The 22,190-nt window shown below is 47.9% G+C and carries 17 protein-coding genes; 3 read left to right on the plus strand and 14 right to left on the minus strand.

The window, feature by feature from the left end:
* Nucleotides 1–81 precede the first annotated feature (81 nt).
* The 6 genes from OIK42_RS13115 to dapB form a co-directional block, all read right to left on the minus strand.
* Complete coding sequence (locus OIK42_RS13115; protein WP_309568768.1) at nt 82–564, minus strand: GNAT family N-acetyltransferase; 483 nt, start codon at nt 562–564, stop codon at nt 82–84.
* Nucleotides 564–1,121: an NUDIX domain-containing protein gene (locus tag OIK42_RS13120; RefSeq protein WP_273641154.1), complete on the minus strand. Its 558-nt coding sequence runs from the start codon at nt 1,119–1,121 to the stop codon at nt 564–566. Before OIK42_RS13120 ends, OIK42_RS13115 begins: the two co-directional genes overlap by 1 nt.
* A gap of 96 nt (nt 1,122–1,217) precedes the next feature.
* Nucleotides 1,218–1,694: a transcription elongation factor GreA gene (gene greA, locus OIK42_RS13125; protein WP_273641155.1), complete on the minus strand. Its 477-nt coding sequence runs from the start codon at nt 1,692–1,694 to the stop codon at nt 1,218–1,220.
* 306 nt (nt 1,695–2,000) lie between these two features.
* On the minus strand, nt 2,001–5,219 hold the full coding sequence (carB, locus tag OIK42_RS13130) for a carbamoyl-phosphate synthase large subunit (RefSeq protein ID WP_273641157.1): 3,219 nt from the start codon (nt 5,217–5,219) through the stop codon (nt 2,001–2,003).
* An 11-nt stretch (nt 5,220–5,230) separates the two neighbouring features.
* Nucleotides 5,231–6,361 carry a glutamine-hydrolyzing carbamoyl-phosphate synthase small subunit gene (carA, locus tag OIK42_RS13135; RefSeq protein ID WP_273641159.1) on the minus strand — a complete coding sequence of 377 codons (1,131 nt, stop codon included), beginning with the start codon at nt 6,359–6,361 and terminating at the stop codon, nt 5,231–5,233.
* A 321-nt stretch (nt 6,362–6,682) separates the two neighbouring features.
* Entirely contained in the window at nt 6,683–7,486 is an 804-nt protein-coding gene (gene dapB / locus OIK42_RS13140; protein ID WP_273641161.1) for a 4-hydroxy-tetrahydrodipicolinate reductase, read from the minus strand.
* A 220-nt stretch (nt 7,487–7,706) separates the two neighbouring features.
* On the opposite strand from dapB, the gene OIK42_RS13145 reads away from it, so the two are divergent.
* The 3 genes from OIK42_RS13145 (at nt 7,707) to OIK42_RS13155 (ending at nt 9,956) form a co-directional block, all read left to right on the plus strand.
* The gene (locus tag OIK42_RS13145; RefSeq protein WP_273641163.1) at nt 7,707–8,390 is read left to right on the plus strand and encodes a cytochrome b/b6 domain-containing protein; all 684 of its coding nucleotides are present in this window, start codon (nt 7,707–7,709) and stop codon (nt 8,388–8,390) included.
* 285 nt (nt 8,391–8,675) lie between these two features.
* Entirely contained in the window at nt 8,676–9,350 is a 675-nt protein-coding gene (locus OIK42_RS13150) for a hypothetical protein (RefSeq protein ID WP_273641164.1), read from the plus strand.
* Between the two features lie 123 nt (nt 9,351–9,473).
* On the plus strand, nt 9,474–9,956 hold the full coding sequence (locus tag OIK42_RS13155; RefSeq protein WP_273641166.1) for an NADAR family protein: 483 nt from the start codon (nt 9,474–9,476) through the stop codon (nt 9,954–9,956).
* A gap of 273 nt (nt 9,957–10,229) precedes the next feature.
* On the opposite strand, the gene OIK42_RS13160 is transcribed toward OIK42_RS13155, so the two are convergent.
* The 8 genes from OIK42_RS13160 to grpE all read right to left on the minus strand — a co-directional run bounded on the left by OIK42_RS13160 (nt 10,230) and on the right by grpE (nt 22,153).
* A complete protein-coding gene (locus OIK42_RS13160) occupies nt 10,230–11,807 on the minus strand; it encodes a zinc metalloprotease (RefSeq protein WP_273641168.1) in 1,578 nt (525 codons plus the stop codon).
* Nucleotides 11,808–12,163: 356 nt separating this feature from the next.
* Nucleotides 12,164–12,490, minus strand: coding sequence for a DUF3392 family protein (locus OIK42_RS13165; RefSeq protein WP_273641169.1), 327 nt, complete (start codon nt 12,488–12,490; stop codon nt 12,164–12,166).
* Nucleotides 12,491–12,644: 154 nt separating this feature from the next.
* Nucleotides 12,645–14,555 carry an acetate--CoA ligase gene (locus OIK42_RS13170; protein ID WP_273641171.1) on the minus strand — a complete coding sequence of 637 codons (1,911 nt, stop codon included), beginning with the start codon at nt 14,553–14,555 and terminating at the stop codon, nt 12,645–12,647.
* 142 nt (nt 14,556–14,697) lie between these two features.
* A complete protein-coding gene (locus OIK42_RS13175) occupies nt 14,698–17,268 on the minus strand; it encodes a putative bifunctional diguanylate cyclase/phosphodiesterase (RefSeq protein WP_273641173.1) in 2,571 nt (856 codons plus the stop codon).
* A gap of 303 nt (nt 17,269–17,571) precedes the next feature.
* On the minus strand, nt 17,572–18,042 hold the full coding sequence (locus OIK42_RS13180; RefSeq protein WP_273641175.1) for a c-type cytochrome: 471 nt from the start codon (nt 18,040–18,042) through the stop codon (nt 17,572–17,574).
* Between the two features lie 139 nt (nt 18,043–18,181).
* Nucleotides 18,182–19,318: a molecular chaperone DnaJ gene (dnaJ, locus tag OIK42_RS13185; RefSeq protein ID WP_273641177.1), complete on the minus strand. Its 1,137-nt coding sequence runs from the start codon at nt 19,316–19,318 to the stop codon at nt 18,182–18,184.
* A gap of 159 nt (nt 19,319–19,477) precedes the next feature.
* Complete coding sequence (gene dnaK, locus OIK42_RS13190; RefSeq protein ID WP_273641178.1) at nt 19,478–21,406, minus strand: molecular chaperone DnaK; 1,929 nt, start codon at nt 21,404–21,406, stop codon at nt 19,478–19,480.
* An 87-nt stretch (nt 21,407–21,493) separates the two neighbouring features.
* Nucleotides 21,494–22,153, minus strand: a complete 660-nt coding sequence (gene grpE, locus OIK42_RS13195; protein WP_273641180.1) for a nucleotide exchange factor GrpE — start codon at nt 22,151–22,153, stop codon at nt 21,494–21,496.
* Nucleotides 22,154–22,190: the final 37 nt, after the last annotated feature.

Raw genomic sequence — 22,190 nt, forward strand, 5'->3', positions numbered from 1 at the left:
TAACTTTCATTGATGAAAAGCCTTCGCGCAATACTGCCAGTCAGCTTTGGTCAAGACTATTGCGAATTTGTTTCTAACAACTTACTTCAGCACTTTGTGCATAAAGCAACTGTTAGGATCTTCCGGGTAATCGGCAAAAGGGCCGCAGAACTCAAAACCATGCTTTAAATACAGCTGCCTGGCCGGTTCAAAAAACGCCATGGTGCCGGTTTCAAGCAACAGGTTTTTATAGCCTTTGTCCTGTGCAAATTGAATGATATGGGTCAACAACTGTTTGCCTGCACCAGTGCGCCGGGCATTGGCCGGTGTGCGCATAGACTTGATTTCGGCGTCATCATCACTGAGACGTTTGATGGCAATACAGCCTTTCAGCTCGGCGCCCTGGCGAGCTGCAAAAAAGGTAATGGCCGGATCTTTTAATTTTGCGACATCGAGCGCATGCACGCTCTCTGGCGGAGAGGTGGCGTACATATCAGCCAGGTGTTCTTCTAATAATTGGATGACATCGCCGCCTGACAAGTCATCGATGCTTATTGTCAGTGCCATGGGACTGCGTGGCGCCATCACAGAAAACCTTTCAGAGTTGCCAATCCAAATGCATTACACGTGGTGGCGTCCATCATTTCGCCACTTACGATGCGTTGCTTTAACTGGGCGAGCGGCATTTTATGAACGATTAGCCCCTGCTCTTCGTCTTCCAGCGCCTGGCTGGTGCCGGTTAACTCAGTGGCCACAAAAATATGGTAGCGTTGCGAGCACATCCCATACGCTAAGAATTGCTCACCCACGTACTGCCAATTATCGGCCAGTAAACCGCATTCTTCGCGCAGCTCTGCTTTAGCAACACTCAGTGCATCAAAGCTCTCTGCGCCTTCTTTAGCGCCTTGGGGGAACTCTAAATGCCGCCCCTTTACCGGATAGCGATACTGTTCAACAAGATACACATCGTCACCTGAGAGTGCTATCACCACAACAAAATCGGGTTTGTCGATAACTCCGTAAATGCCGCGATAACCATCGTCGCGACCAATGGCATCTTCACGCACCGTCATCCAGCGGTTTTGATAAACCACCTTCGAATCCAGCGTCTGAATCTCATCATCAGGGTAGGTGTTGCTCATGCTTTTTCATCCATACAAAGCGTTTTATTAGCGGCTGTGGCCAGCTCAACGTATCAATGTGATTAACCGCTGGCTGGCCAGTATAAGGGGGATGTGTTAAATATATTCCACTTCGATGATTTCGTACTCCACCGCACCTGATGGTGTTTGGATATTAACCATATCATCAAGCTCCTTACCGATTAATCCTCGCGCAATGGGGGAGTTAACCGAAATAAGGTTTTCTTTGATATTGGCTTCATCGTCACCCACGATGCGATATCTTGTTTCCGCACCAGATTCTACATTAAGGATGGTAACAGTCGCGCCAAAAATCACTTTGCCGTTATTATTTATCTTGGTCACGTCGATGATTTGTGCATTTGACAGCTTACCTTCGATATCCTGAATACGGCCTTCACAAAAGCTTTGTTGCTCACGGGCGGCGTGATATTCAGCATTTTCTTTCAGATCGCCATGCTCACGGGCTTCAGCAATCGATGCGATAATTCTTGGGCGGTCAACTGTTTTAAGTTGATTCAACTCCTCACGCAGCATTTCTGCACCACGCATAGTCATAGGATATTGAGTCATAATTTTATTCTCACTTTATGGAATAAGTTCACAAGTAGCAAAAAAACTGCGCCTGACAGGCGCAGCTTTCAATATTTGTTCACGTTTAACTTACAATGAATACTAAAGGATACCGCGTATCCGGGCTTAAATACCAGATCTGTTTAGTAAAATAGGTATCCTTACCCGGGTTATAGCAGCCTCACAGCAATAAAAAAGGCGTCTCATCCGACGCCTTTTAACAGGTTGTTAGTGTTGTCTGTCCGGGCACCTGTAGGTTAGCCGTTATGGCGTTACAGCCCCTGCTGACCGGGCAACACTTACCCTTTAGTGAATTCTGGCATGCAGTTCCTGTACAGAGGTCACTTTTCCGCGGTCATCGGCCGATTTGGCCTGTACCGTTGCAAATGCAGCATTCATGGTGGTGGTATAAGTCACCTTATTAAGCAGCGCTTCGCGACGAATATACACCGAGTCAGTGATTGCCTGGCGTCCTTCTGTAGTGTTTACAATATAGGTGTATTCACCGTTTTTGATTGCATCCACAATATTCGGACGACCTTCAGACAGCTTGTTCACTATGCTTGCTTCGATGCCATTGTCATGCAAATAGGCGGCGGTGCCTCGCGTACATTCAATCGAGAAACCTTTCGCCAGTAATGCTTTTGATAGCTCAATCAGCTTAGGCTTGTCGGTTTGACGTACCGATAACAACGCTTTACCCGAGTCAGGCAACGGCGCACCGGCACCAAGATTGGCTTTTGCATAGGCTTCTTCAAAGGTATCACCAACGCCCATTACTTCGCCGGTTGAACGCATTTCCGGGCCCAACAATGGATCAACGCCCTGGAACTTAGCAAACGGCAATACAACCTCTTTCACCGAGTAAAACGGCGGAATGATTTCGGCTGTAAAGCCTTGTTCTTTAAGCGAGGTTCCGGCCATGGCGCGGGCAGCAATTTTGGCCAGCTGAACGCCGGTTGCTTTCGATACAAAGGGTATAGTACGGGCGGCGCGCGGGTTCACCTCAATCAGGTACACTTCGCCATCTTTAATTGCGAATTGGGTATTCATTAAACCCACCACGCCCAGCTCAAGTGCCATTGCTTTAACCTGCTCGCGCATGACGTTTTGAATGTCCTGCGGCAGTGAGTGAGGCGGCAATGAGCAGGCTGAATCGCCGGAGTGAACACCTGCCTGTTCGATATGCTCCATGATACCGCCAATCACAACATCAGTGCCGTCGCATACGGCATCAATGTCTACTTCGATAGCATCATCAAGGAAACGGTCGAGTAATACCGGCGAGTCGTTAGAGACTTTTACCGCTTCGTTCAGGTAGCGTTTAAGATCTTTTAAGTCATAAACGATTTCCATCGCCCGGCCACCCAGCACGTAAGATGGACGAACCACCAGCGGGAAGCCGATTTCCTTGGCCATTTCCAGCGCCTGCTCCATATTACTGACGGTCGCGTTAGCGGGCTGCTTGAGGTCAAGCTTGTTGACCATCTGCTGGAACCGCTCACGGTCTTCAGCGCGGTCAATAGCATCCGGTGAGGTGCCTATAATGGGTACACCGTTCGCTTCCAGTGCGCGAGCCAGTTTCAGTGGCGTTTGGCCACCATACTGCACAATCACACCTTTCGGTTTTTCAATATCAACAATCGACAGCACGTCTTCAAGGGTGACTGGTTCAAAGTACAAACGGTCAGAGGTGTCATAATCGGTTGAAACTGTTTCAGGGTTACAGTTAACCATAATGGTCTCGTAACCATCCTCGCGCATCGACAAGGCAGCGTGAACACAGCAGTAATCAAACTCAATGCCCTGTCCGATCCGGTTTGGACCACCACCAATGACCATAATTTTATCGCGCTCAGATGGCGCCGCTTCGCACTCTTCGTCGTAAGTTGAATACATGTAAGCGGTACTGGTTGAGAATTCCGCCGCACAGGTATCAACCCGCTTGTAAACAGGCTTGATGCCCATCTCTAAGCGCAATTCACGTACATCACTTTCTGCTACGCTGGTTAAATCGGCCATGCGTGCATCAGAGAACCCTTTACGTTTCAGGGTACGCATAAGTTCTGCATCAATTTTGCTGATGCCCAAATCGGCGATTTTCTGCTCTAGCTGAATGATCTCTTCAATCTGCACCAGGTACCAGCGATCAACGTTAGTGAGTGAGAACACTTCATCAACAGACATACCAAAGCGGAATGCGTCACCGATGTACCAAATTCGTTCAGCACCGGGCTGACGCAGTTCGTACACTAACTTATTGCGCGCTTCCGGGTCTTCAACATCGAGCATGGGGTCAAAGCCATTGGCGCCAACTTCAAGACCTCTCAGTGCTTTTTGCAGCGACTCCTGCTGGTTACGGCCAATGGCCATTACCTCACCCACAGATTTCATCTGTGTGGTTAAGCGGTCATTAGCGCCAGCGAACTTCTCAAAGTTAAAGCGTGGTATCTTGGTAACCACATAGTCGATTGCCGGCTCAAATGATGCAGGAGTTAAACCACCGGTAATATCATTGGCCAGTTCATCCAGGGTGTAACCTACCGCCAGCTTGGCAGCCACTTTGGCAATAGGGAAACCGGTTGCTTTAGAGGCCAGCGCTGATGAGCGTGACACCCGCGGGTTCATTTCGATGATCACCAGGCGCCCGGTCTTAGGATCTACACCAAACTGTACGTTCGAGCCACCGGTTTCAACGCCAATTTCGCGCAGTACGGCCATCGCCGCGTTACGCATAATCTGAAATTCTTTGTCGGTCAGTGTTTGCGCCGGGGCAACGGTGATAGAGTCACCGGTATGCACGCCCATAGCATCGAAGTTTTCGATGGTACAGACAATAATGCAGTTGTCCGCTTTGTCGCGCACCACTTCCATTTCGTATTCTTTCCAGCCAATCAGCGACTCATCGATGAGCAATTCATTGGTGGGGGATAAATCCAGGCCACGGGTACAAATTTCGTTAAATTCGTCGATGTTGTAGGCAATACCGCCACCGGAGCCGCCCATCGTGAATGACGGCCGGATAATACACGGAAAACCAATGCGGCTTAGCACGTCGTGGGCCTGCTCCATGGAGTGGGCAATTTCAGCGCGCGGACACTCAAGCCCAATAGATTTCATGGCCTGATCAAAGCGCTCACGATCTTCGGCTTTGTCGATTGCATCGGCGGTAGCACCGATCAGCTCAACGTTAAATTCGTCGAGCACACCTTCGCGGTTAAGATCCAATGCACAGTTCAGTGCAGTTTGCCCGCCCATGGTAGGCAAAATGGCATCAGGGCGCTCTTTTTCGATGATCTTGCGCACGACTTCCCAGTGAATAGGCTCGATGTAAGTCGAATCGGCCATTTCAGGATCGGTCATAATCGTAGCAGGATTCGAGTTCACCAGAATAACGCGATAGCCTTCTTCGCGAAGGGCTTTACACGCCTGGGCGCCGGAGTAATCAAACTCACAGGCCTGACCGATAACAATTGGCCCGGCTCCCAGAATCAAAATACTTTTTAGGTCGGTACGTTTTGGCATTGGGCTAGTTCCTACTGCTTTGACTGTTCAATTAAGTCGATGAAATGATCAAATAATGCAGCTGCATCGTGCGGTCCCGGGCTCGCTTCAGGGTGTCCCTGGAAGCTAAACGCCGGCTTGTCAGTACGATGAATGCCCTGCAGGGATTTATCAAACAAGGAAACATGCGTTACCTTGAGGTTATCGGGTAAGTTATCTTCATCAACCGCAAAACCGTGGTTTTGGCTGGTGATCATTACCACATCACGCTCAAGATCTTTCACCGGGTGGTTAGCACCATGGTGACCAAATTTCATTTTTACCGTTTTAGCACCACTGGCCAGCGCTAACAGCTGATGCCCTAAGCAAATACCGAACACGGGTAAATTGGTATCAACAATGGTTTTTATCGCTTCAATAGCGTAGTCACATGGCTCAGGATCGCCCGGTCCATTCGACAGGAAAACCCCATCAGGTTTCATCGCCAACACGTCTTCGGCTGACGTTTGCGCTGGCACCAAGGTCAGCTTGCAGCCGCGGTCCACTAACATACGCAAAATATTGTGCTTGGCACCGTAATCGTAGGCAACCACATGATATTTGAAATCTGCACCGGCTTTATAGCCACCGCCGAGCTCCCACACGCCGCTGTTCCACTCGCTGATTTCTGTGGTAGAAACCACTTTGGCTAAATCCATTCCTTTGAGACCAGGGAACGCTTTAGCATTCTCCAGCGCGGCGGCTTCATCCAGTGCATCAGTACAGACGATACAACCGTTTTGAGCGCCTTTATCACGCAGAATACGGGTCAGTCTGCGCGTGTCTATATCGGCAATGCCAACAATGTTGTTGGCTTTAAGATATTCAGACAGTGTTTGTTCGTTTCGAAAATTACTGGCAACGAGGGGAAGATCTCTAATCACCAGTCCTTTAGACCAGATTTTATCAGATTCAACATCTTCCTGGTTAGTACCGGTATTGCCAATGTGGGGATAAGTCAGGGTAACAATTTGTTCAGCATACGAAGGGTCAGTAAGAATTTCCTGATAGCCTGTCATAGAAGTATTAAATACTACTTCACCAACTGACACGCCTTGGGCACCGATAGCAGTACCCTTAAACACAGAACCATCCTCTAACACCAAAAGGGCGGAATTAGCCAAGTCAACCTCCAAATTAAGGATAACCGAGAGTTTTTATTAACACTCACAAAAAACGGGAGGTAAGGTTAATTTACATCCCGTTTACTAGTATTTGCAGCTAATGAATATGCATTTTTGCAGTGATTAAACTGTAAAAATGCTAATTTTTGGCAAATTCCGTGGATTATAGACCATCTAAGCTTAAAGGTCTAACACAATCTGGAAAAACATTAAAAATATCAACTTAACGCTAAAATCCCTTCAAACTAGCCAAAAGCGCTAGTTATCTATGTTAATAAAAGCCAGAAACACACTTTTAAAGCACAAATTTTAAAATGCTAATTAGTGCTCTAAAGACAGCACATCGTGCATACCATACTGCCCCGCGCCCCGGCCTGACAACCATATGGCAGCATGAACAGCACCGCGGGCAAAGGTGAGACGGCTGGAGGCCTTATGGGTAATTTCCAAACGTTCACCAATGTCGGCAAACAGCGCGGTATGCTCTCCTACCACATCACCGGCTCGCACCGTCGCAAAGCCAATGGTGTTGTGATCCCGTGGCGGCGTTTTGCCTTCCCGGCCATATACGGCGCACTCAGATAAATCGCGGCCTAACTCACCGGCAATGGCTTCGCCTATGGCCATGGCTGTGCCCGATGGCGCATCCTGCTTAAAGCGGTGATGGGCTTCGAGTATCTCTATATCAGCGGTTTTGCCCAGGGCTCTGGCGGCTTGTTTTACTAATGAAAGCATCAGGTTTACCCCCACGCTATAGTTGGCAGCAAACACCACGGGGATTTTCTCTGCGGCCGCGGCCAGAGAGTCAAGCTGCTGTGCTGACAAACCGGTAGTGCCAATTACCACCGGCTTGTTATGGGCCACACACCAGGCAAGATTACTTTCAAATGCAGCGGGCAAGGTAAAGTCAATCATCACATCAACCTCATCAGGGCTGATCAATGATAACCCGGAGCAAGGCGTCCCAAGCTTACCAATTCCGGCCAGTTCACCGACATCAATGCCCACCAGTGGCGAGTCATCACGAACCGTGGCCACACTTAAGGTTGCATCATTATTTTCATTGAGCGCTTCAATTAATACACGCCCCATACGGCCATTGGCACCAAAAAGACCTACTTTCATCGCTAACCTGCTTGCTTATTCTCGACACCCTTGGTTGACTGTAGCAACAGCAATCCGGGCATAATGACTATTAATAATGGCGAATTGTGCCTGATAGCAGTGCAGATGAAAACCCGCAAGTAACGGTACTTCGTCGCTTGCCTGCGCTCAATGCCATGGGTTACCTTATTCGGTAGTCTTTATCATCAGGTCTGAACGCGTTTTTTAAGGAACATCCAACATGGAAAAACGACTAATCTGGGATATTCCCACCCGCCTGTTCCACTGGTTACTGGTGGCCTGCATACTCGCGCAGTATTTAACGGCTGAGGTGTTCGATGCCATAGACTGGCATTTTAAAATTGGCTATTTCACACTGGGGCTGATTTTTTTTCGCTTAATGTGGGGATTTGCCGGCCCAACCTATGCCCGTTTTAGTCAGTTTTTGCATGGCCCGGGGACTGTTTTAACATATGCAAAAACACTTCCCAGCCGACACTCACCTGAACATGCCGGCCACAACCCAATGGGTGGCTGGATGGTAATGGTATTGCTGGGCCTGGTAGCATTGCAGGGGATCAGCGGCTTATTTATCGGTGACGATATTATTAATAACGGCCCTTACTATGACGCTGTATCAGACGCCACCCGCGACACCATGAATGCCATTCACCACACTGCCTTTAACGTTCTGCTCGCGGCCATTGCGCTGCATGTTGCCGCCGTAGTGTTTTATGTTCGCTATAAAAAGCAGCTACTGATAGCCGCTATGCTGCATGGTAAAAAGCCTACTGCTGAGCCAGGCATTTCATCTTCGAGACTATTGCTGGCACTCATTCTGATCATCGCAGTTATCAGCCTGATGTATTATGCAATAGAAATTGCGCCGCCTGCACCGGCAGTGGATGCTGATATGTACTACTGATTTTATGTGTTGCCCGGGCGACTTCGGATAGTGTTGAAAGCTGCGTCGTCAACGGCAACTTATACCGCCTTGAATCCACACGCCGTTGACGACCTAAGCAGTAGAAGATAGAGCAGTTAAAAATATAAACAGTTGAAAACAGTAGCACTGCAGCGCATAGTTAAAACGATGATGCATGGAAACGCCGCATCCCTGCGCCGATAATTTATTCTAAGGTGGTTTCAACGCTTTTTTACTTAACGGTAGCGCAGAATTCAGAAAGTGTATTTCACATACAAGGACTTAATGATGAAACTTTCAACAGCCTTAATGACATTAATTGTTATTTTACTTGCTGCGAATATCGTTTTATACGCCAGCGATAATTTCTTTTACAATAAACAATCTCCGGTAACTGCCCCTGTTCAAACGCAAGGTAATGATATGTCGCCCGGAATAAAAAACATTGCGGAAGGCCAAAACCATCAAACACAAAACAGCCTGAATGAAACTGCACAAATTAAACGTGACGAAAGTCAGCCTTTGTCAGCGGAAAATAAACCGGCCGGGCCGGATGTTGCAGAACAAACCAATCAACGCTCTCTGTTTATCAAACAAGGTGATAAACAGGCACTCAATTTTGACTACCTTGAATCGATCGACATCAATAGCATGAAAGAAATTATTGATAATATTGATTTTTCTGCCAAATATGAGAGTACAATATCCGGTGAAAATGCGTTGAACAGGGCTTTGCACAACGCACTGACAGAACAAGTGCACATTTTGGATCAACAAGCGGTTTGTAATAATGAGATTTGCGCAATAGCGTTACAATCTGACTCATTAGACAGTTTGGATTCCACCTTGTCCCAGCTAGCCTTTGGCGAAGATACCTCTCAATACCTCAACGGTGGCTTAATGCGAGTATTTAAAGATAACGGTCAATATTACGCGGTGATGCTATCTCCCAAAGAATAGATGGCCGATTATTACCCAGTACGCAATAGCTTTCCCATAGTCTGTGATTGTGCCCATCCGAAAAGTCAGTAGTATAGCCGTAACGCTGCACCCAACGCAGTTTGTACAATAAGGAGAGAGTGATTGTTTCAACATAATACACAGATGGAAAACGCCTACCGTTTTTCTCGATTCGATATGGATAACCCGCTTTCCAGTTGTAGTCAGCATCCAATTGTTCTGGAGGATCAAAACTGGACGACCTGCGAGCATTACGTGCAGGCCAGACTATTACGCTCACCGGCGCAGGCAAAAAAAGTGGAGCAAATGACGAGCGGCGAACAAGCTGTTGCGTTTGCCGCTCCCTGGTACCGCCGCAAAGTAACCGACTACAAAAAGCTGGCACCTGTTCTTATGACGCGTGCCCTGTACACCAAAGTACAAATGTACGAAGAAGTCAGGGAAGCCTTACTGGCAATTGAAACGCCATTAATTATCGAAAGTTCACAATACGACTATTTTTGGGGCATTGGTCGTGACCAGCGAGGCGAAAACCACCTTGGTAAAATCTGGTTGAATATCAGAGAAAAAATTACAACATCAGATATTCGCAAACCAGAGGCCTGAATTCTTCTTTCCAGATCTCGCTGCTAATCATGCCTTGCAGGCATCATCTGTAAAACTCTCCGGCAACAACAAATATCGACCAGAATTCACGCATGATTGAAGCCACTTTCATTGAAATGATTTAGTACAGAAACGAAACGATTCTCGGCAATTTTGGCAAAATGAACGCTTCGCATGTAGCCGCGAGGAATCCTGGGGTCCGGCCACACCTGCGGAGTAAAACAGGGAGAAAACCCCGAACAGTATTACTGATCGGGGCAATAATTGGACAAACTACCCCTTAGGACCGGGCACCGCTGGCACGCCGTTACCTGGTTTCCCATTGGTAATATACATACTTACTTCGTAATTACCGGTGCGCAATTCACCTAAGCCATTGGCGTCCAACGAGATCACGCCTGCACTGGGTATTAACAAAATATCCGGCGATGAAACCTGCATTACATAGGTTCCGTCTTTTTCTAACGGCGCATCAACCATGTAGGCATCAAACCCTTCAAAGTTCTGGAAGTTTCTCTGTACGAATGTGAGGGAACCATCGGCTTCCTGATAATACAGTTCAACCGCACCAATAACAGAATCAGCCAACTCGACCTGTTCAGCCGTGAGCGTATCGAAGCCAAAGAACTCAGCGCTCAAAAACTGGCCTGCTTTGGCTTTAAATACGTAACTATCAACTTCGTTTGCAACATCGATACGCCCGGCAACCCGCGCTTCAAGCAGTTCCAATTTGCCATCGGCATTGTCGCCGGTCACCAGGGTGTTTGGCGCCAGGACTTTATTCAACTTCACTTTCTTGTTACCGCCGGACACCGCTTCTTCCTGAACGATACGCGCACGTTGGTTAGTTGCCAGTTTTAGCGCAGAACGCTCAGAGAAAAAGCGTAAATCAAGGGTACTGTCGCCTAATCCGGTACCAACACTTGCACCTGATGCCATGGTGTGGTCAAAAGATTCGAGCGCTGCTAACGGACCGTCAAACACTGGGAAAAAATCACCTGTACCGGGTGTTACGCCGTCACCGGGGGCACCAAAGCTATCGTGATGACGCAGGCCGAGATTATGGCCGAGTTCGTGCGCACCGGTATTTGAAGCCTGGTTAACAATAGCAAACGACAGCGCTCCCGCTACATCACCGTCGATAACAGGCACGCCCGAAAGCTGCGAGAAAAATGCGCCACTAGGATCCAGCTCAACCAACACTTGCCAAAGACCAGCATCAACAAAGGCGCTGTCGTTACGAATTTCGTTTCTAACATCAATGGACTGAGCTCGCCCAAACAAAATGCCACCACCAAAATCAATACAGATACCGTCCTCATCCTGACACTCAAAATTGAGTGTTGAATATTCACCTTCGGTGGGCTGAGTTTGAGTAAAACTAATGTTGAAACCTTCATAGCGACTTTCAATGTTTGCCTGAATTGCATCGCGTTCAGCTTGTGAATACTCATAACTGGTAAAAGTTTGAGGAACTCCCGGGGTGAAGGTTATTGCCTCAAACGTCGGCGATGACTGCTCGAAGTTTAGATATACCACCTGAGTTGAATTATCTTTATGGCCCATGGCAATTCCCTTGCCTGCCTTTTTACCGCTTTTACCGCCAGCGCTGCTTTTGCCTGACATAACAGCCGCTGCGCTTTGCTCTGCAGTTGTTGCAACTGATAAAATGGCGAGGGTCTCTTCGCGACTCAGTGCGCGTCGGTCGACGCATGAAGTTTCACCGCAGTCGTCGGTGATAACCGGTAGTTGGGTAATTGCCGTTAGATCCTGTGCGTAAGCGCTTTGTGCAAAACACATCATGCTCGTTGCAATGATACTCAAACCCTGAATTTTACTTTTTGTTGTCATTTTACTTCCCTATTACTTGCTATAAAACAGTAATCACTTTATGCAAGCTAACTCGTTTTGATGTTATTTTAGTTTGGCTCGAAAACCAAAATTAACACTAGCAAAGTTAACTATATTTGGGAATTTTTCAGCGCCGTTCATCTGGCACTAAATAGTTACACCGCGTTGCTCGCAGTGTAATCATAATTTGAAAGAAATCTGACGCAGTCAAGGAAGAAACCTTTTACCGCCCCCGGCAAGCAGATTGCCAATGGATCTGAATCATCAGGAGTTTCCCCTGTCCATACGCTTGCGTTGGTACTCACTATTAAACGGCTTGATACACTTTCAAAGGCTCTTCCGGCAGATGCCAGTAACTAAATATAACGTCTTCGCTCAGCAGCAATGCCCAGCCCTATAAACGCAGCAATATACGCTACACCCCGGTACTCGTAAGCAATAAAGTTAAACATATGATGTAACAGCGGCGCACCATAGAGCGTCAGGGCGCCGTACCCGAAGGCGCAAAGTAAAACAAACAGGCTGCTGCGTATAATAAAATGCAATCCGCTTAAGCTTCGTTTGAACTGGCGGTTAATGATATCGCCGTATACGACTAACAGCGTGGCCATAAGCATTAAGCTCATTTCAGTAAAATAATCCGCCAGGAGCTGGCTTATTGGAACGGTCACCGACGACAACATACTAATTCTCTTATTCTGACAGTGATAAAATGTGCATAATGCGTTGCGGTCACGCGGCTGTCAAAAAAAAGCCGGACAAAGCCGGCGCAAAAAAACAGGCCCCAGAAGAACGATAAAGGCCGTTTTAGATGTTGAAACTTGTCAGGTAAATGGTTTATTGCGTCTCAGTGGCAATGTCGTTTACCAATCCCTGCGCCTGCATAATCGCCTCAATTTCGGCCACACTGCCAGGATCATCAATGGTCGATGGCACTGCCACTTCCTGATTGGCTGCAATTTGCCTGAGCAGTTTACGTAAAATTTTTCCCGAGCGGGTTTTGGGTAGCCGGGGAACCACCACAGCACGGTTAAAACAGGCAATCGGGCCAATTTCTTTGCGCACCATGGCAATCAGTTCTGCCTGCAATGTGTCTTCGTCTATCGCGACACCGTCTTTTAATAATACCAACCCTACCGGAGTCTGCCCTTTCAGCGGACAATGAACACCAATAACAGTGCACTCGGCGATAGCATCATGAGCCGCGATAATCTCTTCCATTTCACCGGTTGATAAGCGATGGCCAGCGACGTTAATGACATCGTCTGTACGCCCCATAATGTAAACATAGCCATCATCATCTATATAGCCACCATCCCCTGAGCAGTAATAACCCGGAAAGTCTTTCAGATAACCAGACTTAAAACGCTCAAAGTCGCCCCATATGGTGGCCAGGCAACCCGGCGGCATAGGTAATTTTATCGCTACTGCCCCCTGATGGCCGGGCGGTAATTCATTGCCGCGGGGATCAAGTATTTTTACGTTGAAACCGGGGGTCGGGAAGGTCGACGACCCCGGTTTTGCCGGCATTTCCTCTATTCCCATCGGATTAGCGCAAATTGCCCAGCCCGTTTCAGTTTGCCACCAATGATCCACAATGGACTTGGCGGTCTTTTCGGCGGTCCATAAATAGGTCGGCGGATCGAGCCGTTCGCCGGCCATAAAAATGGTGCTGAGCGATGAGATATCGTATTTATTCAGCTCGCTGGCCTGTGGATCTTCTTTACGGATTGCCCGAAATGCGGTTGGCGCAGCAAACAACGCTTTAACCTTGTATTCTTCTACCATCCGCCAAAACGCACCGGCATCCGGCGTGCGTACCGGCTTACCTTCGTATATGACGGTTGTACAACCATGCAATAGCGGCCCGTATACAATATAAGAGTGCCCCACCACCCAGCCCACATCAGAAGCCGCCCAGAACACATCACCAGGCTGCATATTGTAAACCGCCGACATGGAATATTTTAATGCAACCGCATGACCGCCATTTTCCCGCACTACCCCTTTGGGTTTGCCGGTAGTGCCCGACGTATAAAGGATATACAGTGGGTCAGTACCTTTTACTGCAACACACCCTGCGGGCCTGGCGTCAGCCATGGCGGTAGTCCAGTCTACATCAATGGTGGAGTGCATCTCTGCTCTGGCCTGTGGTCGTTGCAGTACGATACAGCAATCAGGTTTGTGCGCAGATAACGCAATGGCCTCGTCAACTAAGGGTTTGTACTCAATGACTTTTGCAACCTCGATACCACAAGACGCTGTGACAATCACTTTCGGCGCAGCATCTTCGATTCTGACCGCCAACTCGTGGGGTGCGAAGCCACCGAACACAACCGAGTGAATAGCACCGAGGCGAGCCACCGCCAGCATTGCGATAACAGCTTCATTGATCATCGGCATATACACAACAACCCGATCGCCTTTAGTAACTCCGCGGGCTTTTAATACACCCGCAAAAAGCGCGACCTGTTGCTGCAACTGTTTATAGGTTAATACTGATTTGGCATTAGTGACCGGAGAATCATAAATAATAGCAGGCTGGTTGCCACGGCCATTGTCGACATGATAATCAACCGCCATGTAAGCGGTATTCATTTCACCATCTTCAAACCAATGATAATTGCCCTCGTTATCCTGCGTGAGTATGTCTTGCGGGAATTTATACCAGGGAAGCGCGTTGGCTTGCTCCGCCCAAAACCGGGCGGGCTGTTCAATAGAACGCTGATATTCTGATCGGTATGACATAAATATTCATTTCCTACACGTAATGTTGAGCGCTGAAAGCTACTATGAAAACTTCAGCATCACATTACAGTAATCGAAAATGCGTTAATTGCGCATACGACCTTGGGCTTAGATGTCGACAATATTGTTAATTTTTGTTCTTTCAGACGTGCTGACGTGGTGCCAGAACGCTTCCGTGAATGTAGTCCAGCCAGGCCTTTTCGGGTAATGGTCTGGAAAAATAGTACCCCTGAAAAAACTGACAGCCCCGGCTTAACAGATAATCACGTTGAAAGTCGTTTTCGATGCCCTCTGCCACATTGCTTACCTTTAGCGCCTGGGCTAAATCGATAATCGAATTGACGATAGGCACATCGTCGTCTTTGTAAGTAATTTCGTCCACAAAGTAGCGGTCAATTTTAAGCTCTGAAATGGGAAGTTCTTTAAGGTAACTCAAACTTGAATAGCCGGTACCAAAGTCATCAATCGAAAATGAAAAGCCCAGCTGACCCAGCTCTTCCATCCGTTCACGAACCAAATCAATACTGGAGACCAGCGTAGTTTCGGTAATTTCAAGCATTAAGTCCTGGGGTGCCACCTGCCAATCCCCGACCAGTTTTTGCAAGGTATCAGGAAAATCAGCACGTACAATATGGCGACCACTGATATTTACCGCAATACGAGTTGACTGGTTGAGCTCCCGGCATCGTTTTATCAGGCGACAGACATCATTCAATACCCAGTTACTAATATCGATAATGGCATCGCTTTCTTCGGCAATCGGAATAAACTCAGCCGGGCTGATAAAGCCCAGTTCAGGGTGCTCCCAGCGGATCAGAGCTTCTGACCCAACAACACGATTTTGCGCATCTAACTGGGGTTGCAGCATTAAATAAAACTCATCGTTCTGCAGGGCATTTTGAAAGGAATGACTTATCGTATTGTACCGGTTATAGTCTTCAAACGCACTTTTATCCAGTGTCAAAAGACTCCCAACACCTTGTTTTTTAGCGCGTTTATTGGCAAACGACAATATCCCGTTAATTTTTTCGTAGCTGGCTTTTGACGCCTCCAGGCGACAGGAAGATATTGCCGCAGTCACAGCGTGACTTAAGTCAGCGGTGACAACAGGTTCCTTGATTGCTTTGTTTAACGCATACTCCAGCATGTTGATGTTATCGTGACTTTGCTGGTCGCTACCGATGGGAGCCGTAGACAAAATTAAAAAGTTATCACCAATGCCCCTGTACACCTTTAGCCCCTGGGAAACCACATTGGTTAAGCGCTCGGCGATAGTCAGCAAAATTTTATCGCCCACATTCTTACCAAAACTCAGGTTGTACTGCGTAAAATTATCCATGTCTATAAGGCAACAATATATATCCAGTACCTTAAAGTGCGACGAGGCTTGTTTGAGCACTTTTGCCAAATCAATCTCAAATGAGCGCATATTAGGTAATGCGGTCAGCGCGTCAAAATATGCCGCATGGTAAATTTCTTCCATGGCTTTCTTGCGCTCAGTGATATCTTTTACAATACCAATAAACTGACGCTGACCATCCTGAATAACCTCAGAGAGAGACAATTCAATGGGAAATACCCGCCCTGATTTGTGCAATCCCGGTAACTCGCGACCCACACCAATTATTTTTGCGCGGCCAGTTTCCAGATAATGTGCAATAAACTCATCATGATATTTCGCGTAAGGCTCAGGCATTAAAATGCTGACATTTTCACCCACTATCTCATCAGCTTCGAAACCAAAGATTGTCGACATTGTGCTGTTTGCGGTAATGATAATGCCATTGGTGTCGATAGTCACCACAGCGTCATTTAAATTATCAAGAATAGCAGTCAGGTAGGCAGCATGATTGTACTCGGTTTCAAGTAACCGGTATTGTTCAGTAACATCCTCCAATGCGCCGTAAATATGGGTAACCTTGTTTCCCGCGTAACGGGGTTTGCAGGTTGCTTTCACCCGGATTGTGCTGCCATCAGCGCGATTTAGAGCCCCCTCAAGACAATACTCTCCGCCCGCGATAATAACGTTGTTAACGCCTGCGCGTATATCGGCTTTGGTCTCCGGCGCAAAATAAGATAACGAGGCTTCTAAGTCTATGGGTGCACCAATGGGCAGACCGTAAAGCAGAAACATTTCATCAGTCCAGGTGAGCGCACCGCTCGCCAGGTCAACTTCCCAACCGCCGGTTTTAGAGATAGAGCCTATTTCGTTGAGTAGTTCCAGCTTTTGATTAAGCAGGGCGTTGGTGCTGATAACAGGACAGGCATGATCCTGGGCTTTTTCGATAACCAGCGATATACGCTGACAGGCAATCTCAAGAGCAGGTTCACATAAGGTCGAAAGCTTCGAACTCTGCTCACACATCATCACAATGCAAGCAACCGGTAATCCATCGGGTATATAAAGCTGTTTAGCAATGCAGTGGAAATTATTATGCAAAGCATTTCCATCGAAGACTAATTTACTCACTTCCATAGTTGCCAAACTAAGGTAATCATAGTCCGGTATTTCAAGCTCTACACTTTCAACCGGTATCGCCTTGCCATTGAGCTGATAAAACATCACGTTGTCAGCGCGATACGCAGTGTCGAGCCCAATCACTGCAATGCCGCAACATCCTGAGATTTGCGTTGCCTGCCCGGCGATTGTGCGAAAGTTGAATCCTGATAATTTGGCCAATGCATTCGGCCGGTTAAAACTCTGGTCTTCCATAAACCATCACCATTGATGCTTACTAAACAATAAAACCCATACTTACTCCCATAAGCTTAGGTAAGATTGTTTAAAATACAACTATTTAGCTAACCTGAAAATGATGCGAAAGAAGCCAGATTGGCTTCATCGGTAGCCATGCCACAAAACAAACATATCTTACTGATATAAATACAATTATCTATTTCGGGAGCGTTGTGACGTTGCCACTGTACTGACGTTTAACGATTGAAATTTTTGATGAGAACCGGGGGCACAAAAAAGCCCGGTCAATGCCGGGCTGCATTAAAGTATCTGACAAGGTTAGTCTTTGTAATCATCATGACATGATTTACACGAGCCCCCCAAGGCTCCAATTGCATTTTTATAACGGCTTTCATCACCCGACATAGCGGCGGCCTTTATACCACTGGCCGCTTGTTTAAAATCCGCAATCTTTGCCAATACATCGGCTTCGTTGGTAAACAACGCAGGTAACGCATCGGTGCTGACATCAAACTGGGTGGTATCCACCAGCAGGTAATCTGCCATCATATCAGCCAATTGCTCTAACCGGGTGGCGTTGGTCTTCATCACTGCGGCATCATAGGGTAACGCCCCTTTGGCCATACCAAACATCGGTGATGCATTACTTTTGACCAGTTGATACAACGACTGACGATATTCCACGGCAGCTTCAGCCTGTTTTTCTGATGTCGCCACAGAAGCAGCATGGGTTACCGTCGATAGCCCCAGCGCGATCATCGCTGCTGTAAGTACCTTTACTGTTTTCATTTCCTGTTCTCCGGTTTGGTTTGTGTAAATTGCCTGTTGGTTGTTAAACCTTTTTTTGTTTGCAGCTTTTATCTTGAACAAAAAAAAACGGATCAACAAGTGTTGATCCGTTAAATACTTATAATTACAAGCTAAATGACTAGTTCGTCAGGTCGTCAAAGAACTTCTTAACGCCGTCAAAAAAGCCCTGCTCCTTGGGACGGTGCTTGGCCGCATCGGTGCCTTTGCCCATCGATTCGTCCAGTTCACGCAGTAAGTCTTTTTGTTTCGACGACAGGTTCACTGGCGTTTCCACAACGACTTTACACATTAAGTCGCCGACCGCACCACTACGCACTGATTTTACCCCTTTACCCCGTAAACGGAACATACGTCCTGTCTGGGTTTCAGGGTTCACTTTCAGCTTTACTTTACCGTCTAAGGTAGGCACCTGCAGTTCACCGCCGAGCGCCGCCGTGGTAAAGCTTAAAGGCACTTCACAATACAGGTTGTTACCGTCACGAGTGAAGATATCGTGATCACGCACATGCACCTGCACGTACAAATCGCCTGCTGGCGCGCCATTTTCACCGGCTTCACCTTCGCCGCTTAAGCGAATACGATCGCCGGTATCAACGCCTGCCGGCACTTTAACCGATAAGGTTTTGGTTTGCTCGGTGCGGCCCTGCCCATGACATTCATTACAGGGATCGCTGATAATCTTGCCGCGACCAGAACACGTCGGGCACGTTTGCTGAACCGCAAAAAAACCCTGGCGCATTTGCACCTGACCCTGGCCATGACAAGTTGGACAGGTTTTCGGACTTGAACCTTTCTTGGCACCAGAGCCATGACAGCCATCGCACGCCACCAGTGTGGGGACGCGAATTTCAACGTCTTTACCACGTACCGCTTCTTCCAGCGACATTTCCAGGTTGTAGCGCAAATCAGCGCCCTGACGTGCCCGGGACTGTCGCCCGCGACCACCACCAAAGATGTCACCGAAGACGTCACCAAAGATGTCACCAAAGTCAGCACTACCGCCACCAAAGCCGGCACCACCGCGATTTGGATCAACGCCGGCATGACCATATTGATCGTAAGCAGCCCGTTTTTGGTCATTCGTCAGCACTTCATAGGCTTCCTGAATTTCCTTAAACTTCACTTCCAGATCTTTATCGCCCTGCGTACGGTCAGGGTGGTATTTCATAGCCAGTTTTTTGTATGCTTTTTTAATTTCGCGCTCACCGGCACTTTTGTCTACGCCAAGCACTTCGTAGTAATCTCGTTTCGACATATCGCTCGCTATTCCTACCCGTTAAACGCAACGCTTACATTTTTCGCATTGCTTACTTTATTCATCGTTATTACATAAAAAGGCGCAACAAGGCATTACCTGCTGCGCCTGATAGGTAACGCTGACCGGCAGAGCAGACCCTGCCGACAGTCTCGTTACTTATTTTTTGTCGTCGTCTTTCACTTCTTCAAATTCAGCGTCAACAACGTCATCATCAGGCTTGCCTTTGCTTGCGCCGGCATCACCAGCGTCTGCACCACCAGCTGCAGCTTGCTGCGCTTGTGCTGCTTCCATCAGTTTGGAAGAGGCTTCGATAAGCGCCTGAGTCTTCGCTTCGATTTCAGCCTTGTCTTCACCTTTAGCAGCAGTTTCCAGCGCGCTCAAAGCTTCTTCGATTGGCGCTTTGTCTTCCGCGCTCAGCGCATCGCCCACTTCTTCAAGCTGCTTGCGCGTCGCGTGAATCATGCCATCAGCCTGGTTGCGGGTTTGAATAAGCTCTTCAAATTTCTTATCAGACTCTTTGTTGGCCTCGGCATCGGCAACCATTTTCTCAATTTCATCCTCGCTCAGACCAGAAGACGCCTGAATGGTGATCTTCTGCTCTTTGCCGGTGTCTTTGTCTTTGGCAGACACATGCAAGATACCGTCAGCATCGATGTCGAAGGTGACTTCGATTTGCGGTACACCGCGCGCCGCCGGACGAATTCCTTCTAAGTTAAACTGACCCAGTGACTTGTTGCCCTGCGCCTGTTTACGCTCACCTTGCAGTACGTGCACGGTTACCGCAGACTGGTTATCTTCTGCTGTTGAGAAGGTTTGCGATTTCTTGGTAGGAATCGTGGTGTTCTTCTCAATCAGTGCGGTCATTACGCCGCCCATGGTTTCGATACCCAGTGATAATGGCGTCACGTCAAGTAACAATACGTCTTTCACATCACCCGACAATACACCGCCCTGGATAGCCGCGCCCACAGCAACTGCTTCGTCAGGGTTGACGTCTTTACGCGGCTCTTTACCGAAGAACTCTGTAACGTATTTTTGCACCAGTGGCATACGCGTTTGACCGCCCACCAGAATGATATCGTTAACGTCAGACACCGACAGGTCGGCATCGGCCAGCGCTTTTTTCACTGGCTCAAGAGTCTCCTTCACCATGTCTTCTACCAGCGATTCCAACTTGGCGCGAGTTACTTTAATCGCCAAGTGCTTAGGACCTGACCCATCAGCAGTGATGTAAGGCAGGTTCACTTCTGTTTGCTGTGAAGAAGACAATTCAATCTTGGCTTTTTCGCCCGCTTCTTTTAAGCGTTGCATGGCCAGCGGATCTTTACGCAGGTTGATGCCCTGATCTTTATGGAACTCATCTACCAGATACGTAATGATACGGTTGTCAAAGTCTTCACCACCTAAGTGCGTGTCACCGTTGGTCGCCAGTACTTCGAAGGTGTGCTCACCATCCACTTCATCAATCTCAATGATTGAGATATCAAACGTACCACCACCTAAGTCGTACACTGCAATCACGTTGTCGCCAGACTTCTTGTCCATACCGTATGCAAGCGCGGCAGCTGTTGGCTCGTTGATAATACGCTTCACTTCGAGGCCAGCAATACGTCCGGCATCTTTAGTTGCCTGACGCTGGTTGTCGTTGAAGTAAGCAGGAACTGTAATAACAGCGCCGGTTACTTTTTCGCCTAAGTAATCTTCTGCGGTTTTCTTCATCTTTTTCAGCACTTCGGCAGAAATTTGCGGCGGCGCAATTTTGTCGCCCTTCACTTCTACCCATGCATCACCGTTGTCTGCCTTGGCAATCTTAAATGGCATGATGTCGATGTCGCGCTGTACTTCTTTGTCTTCAAAACGACGACCGATTAAACGCTTAATTGCGAAAAGTGTGTTTTCCGGATTGGTTACCGCCTGGCGTTTAGCCGACTGACCAACCAGTGTTTCACCGTCGTTTGTGTAAGCGATAATTGATGGCGTTGTGCGATCGCCTTCCGCGTTCTCAATTACCCGCGGTTTGTCGCCGTCTAAAACTGCGACACATGAATTCGTTGTACCTAAGTCGATACCAATGATTCTACCCATTACGTGTCTCCGTATAATTCTCTAATCTTGCAAAATTAGTGGGGTTATTTCCCACCGTTTTCAATAGCTGTCGTAAAAAATATCTTTTTATGCTTGTGTATCAACACCGCTGCTTGGCGCTCTTGATACCATTACCATGGCCGGACGCAACAAACGTCCGTTAAGCTCGTATCCTTTTTGCATAACTGCCATTACCGTGTTGGGCTCATGGTCAGCACTTTCCTGCATTGACATTGCCTGATGCAATTCCGGATTAAATGCCTCGCCTTGCGGATCAATAGGGACCATTCCGAATTTTTCAATTGTGCTGACAAAAGATTTCAGGGTCATTTCTACCCCTTCAATCATTGGCTTGATCGCGTCGTTTTCCGCATCGGCCATTTGTAAACCGCGCTCAAGGTTGTCAATTACCGGAAGCAGTTCACCGGCAAACCGCTCTAAGGCGAATTTACGCGCCTTTTCAACCTCAGCATCGGCGCGGCGGCGCGCATTATCGGCATCAGCGCGGGCCCGTAATACTGAGTCCTGCTGTTCGTTTACTGTCGCCTCAGCAGCGGCCAGGGCTTTTTCGAGCTCGGCTATTCTCTCGGCGCTTTCATCCACAACCTCACCTTCTACGGCATTGTCGTCGACGATCTCACCCTCTACAGTTTCAACTTCAACCTGTTCAGCTTCAACTGCCTGGCTGTCGGTTTGGCCCTCAGGGGCTTCATTATTTTCTGTTTGCACGTCGCGTGGCTCGCCCATGCTTTCCTCCACAAGTTAAATTGGGTCGTTATTCACA

Source organism: Alteromonas gilva, assembly GCF_028595265.1.
In the GTDB taxonomy this organism is placed as follows: domain Bacteria; phylum Pseudomonadota; class Gammaproteobacteria; order Enterobacterales; family Alteromonadaceae; genus Alteromonas; species Alteromonas gilva.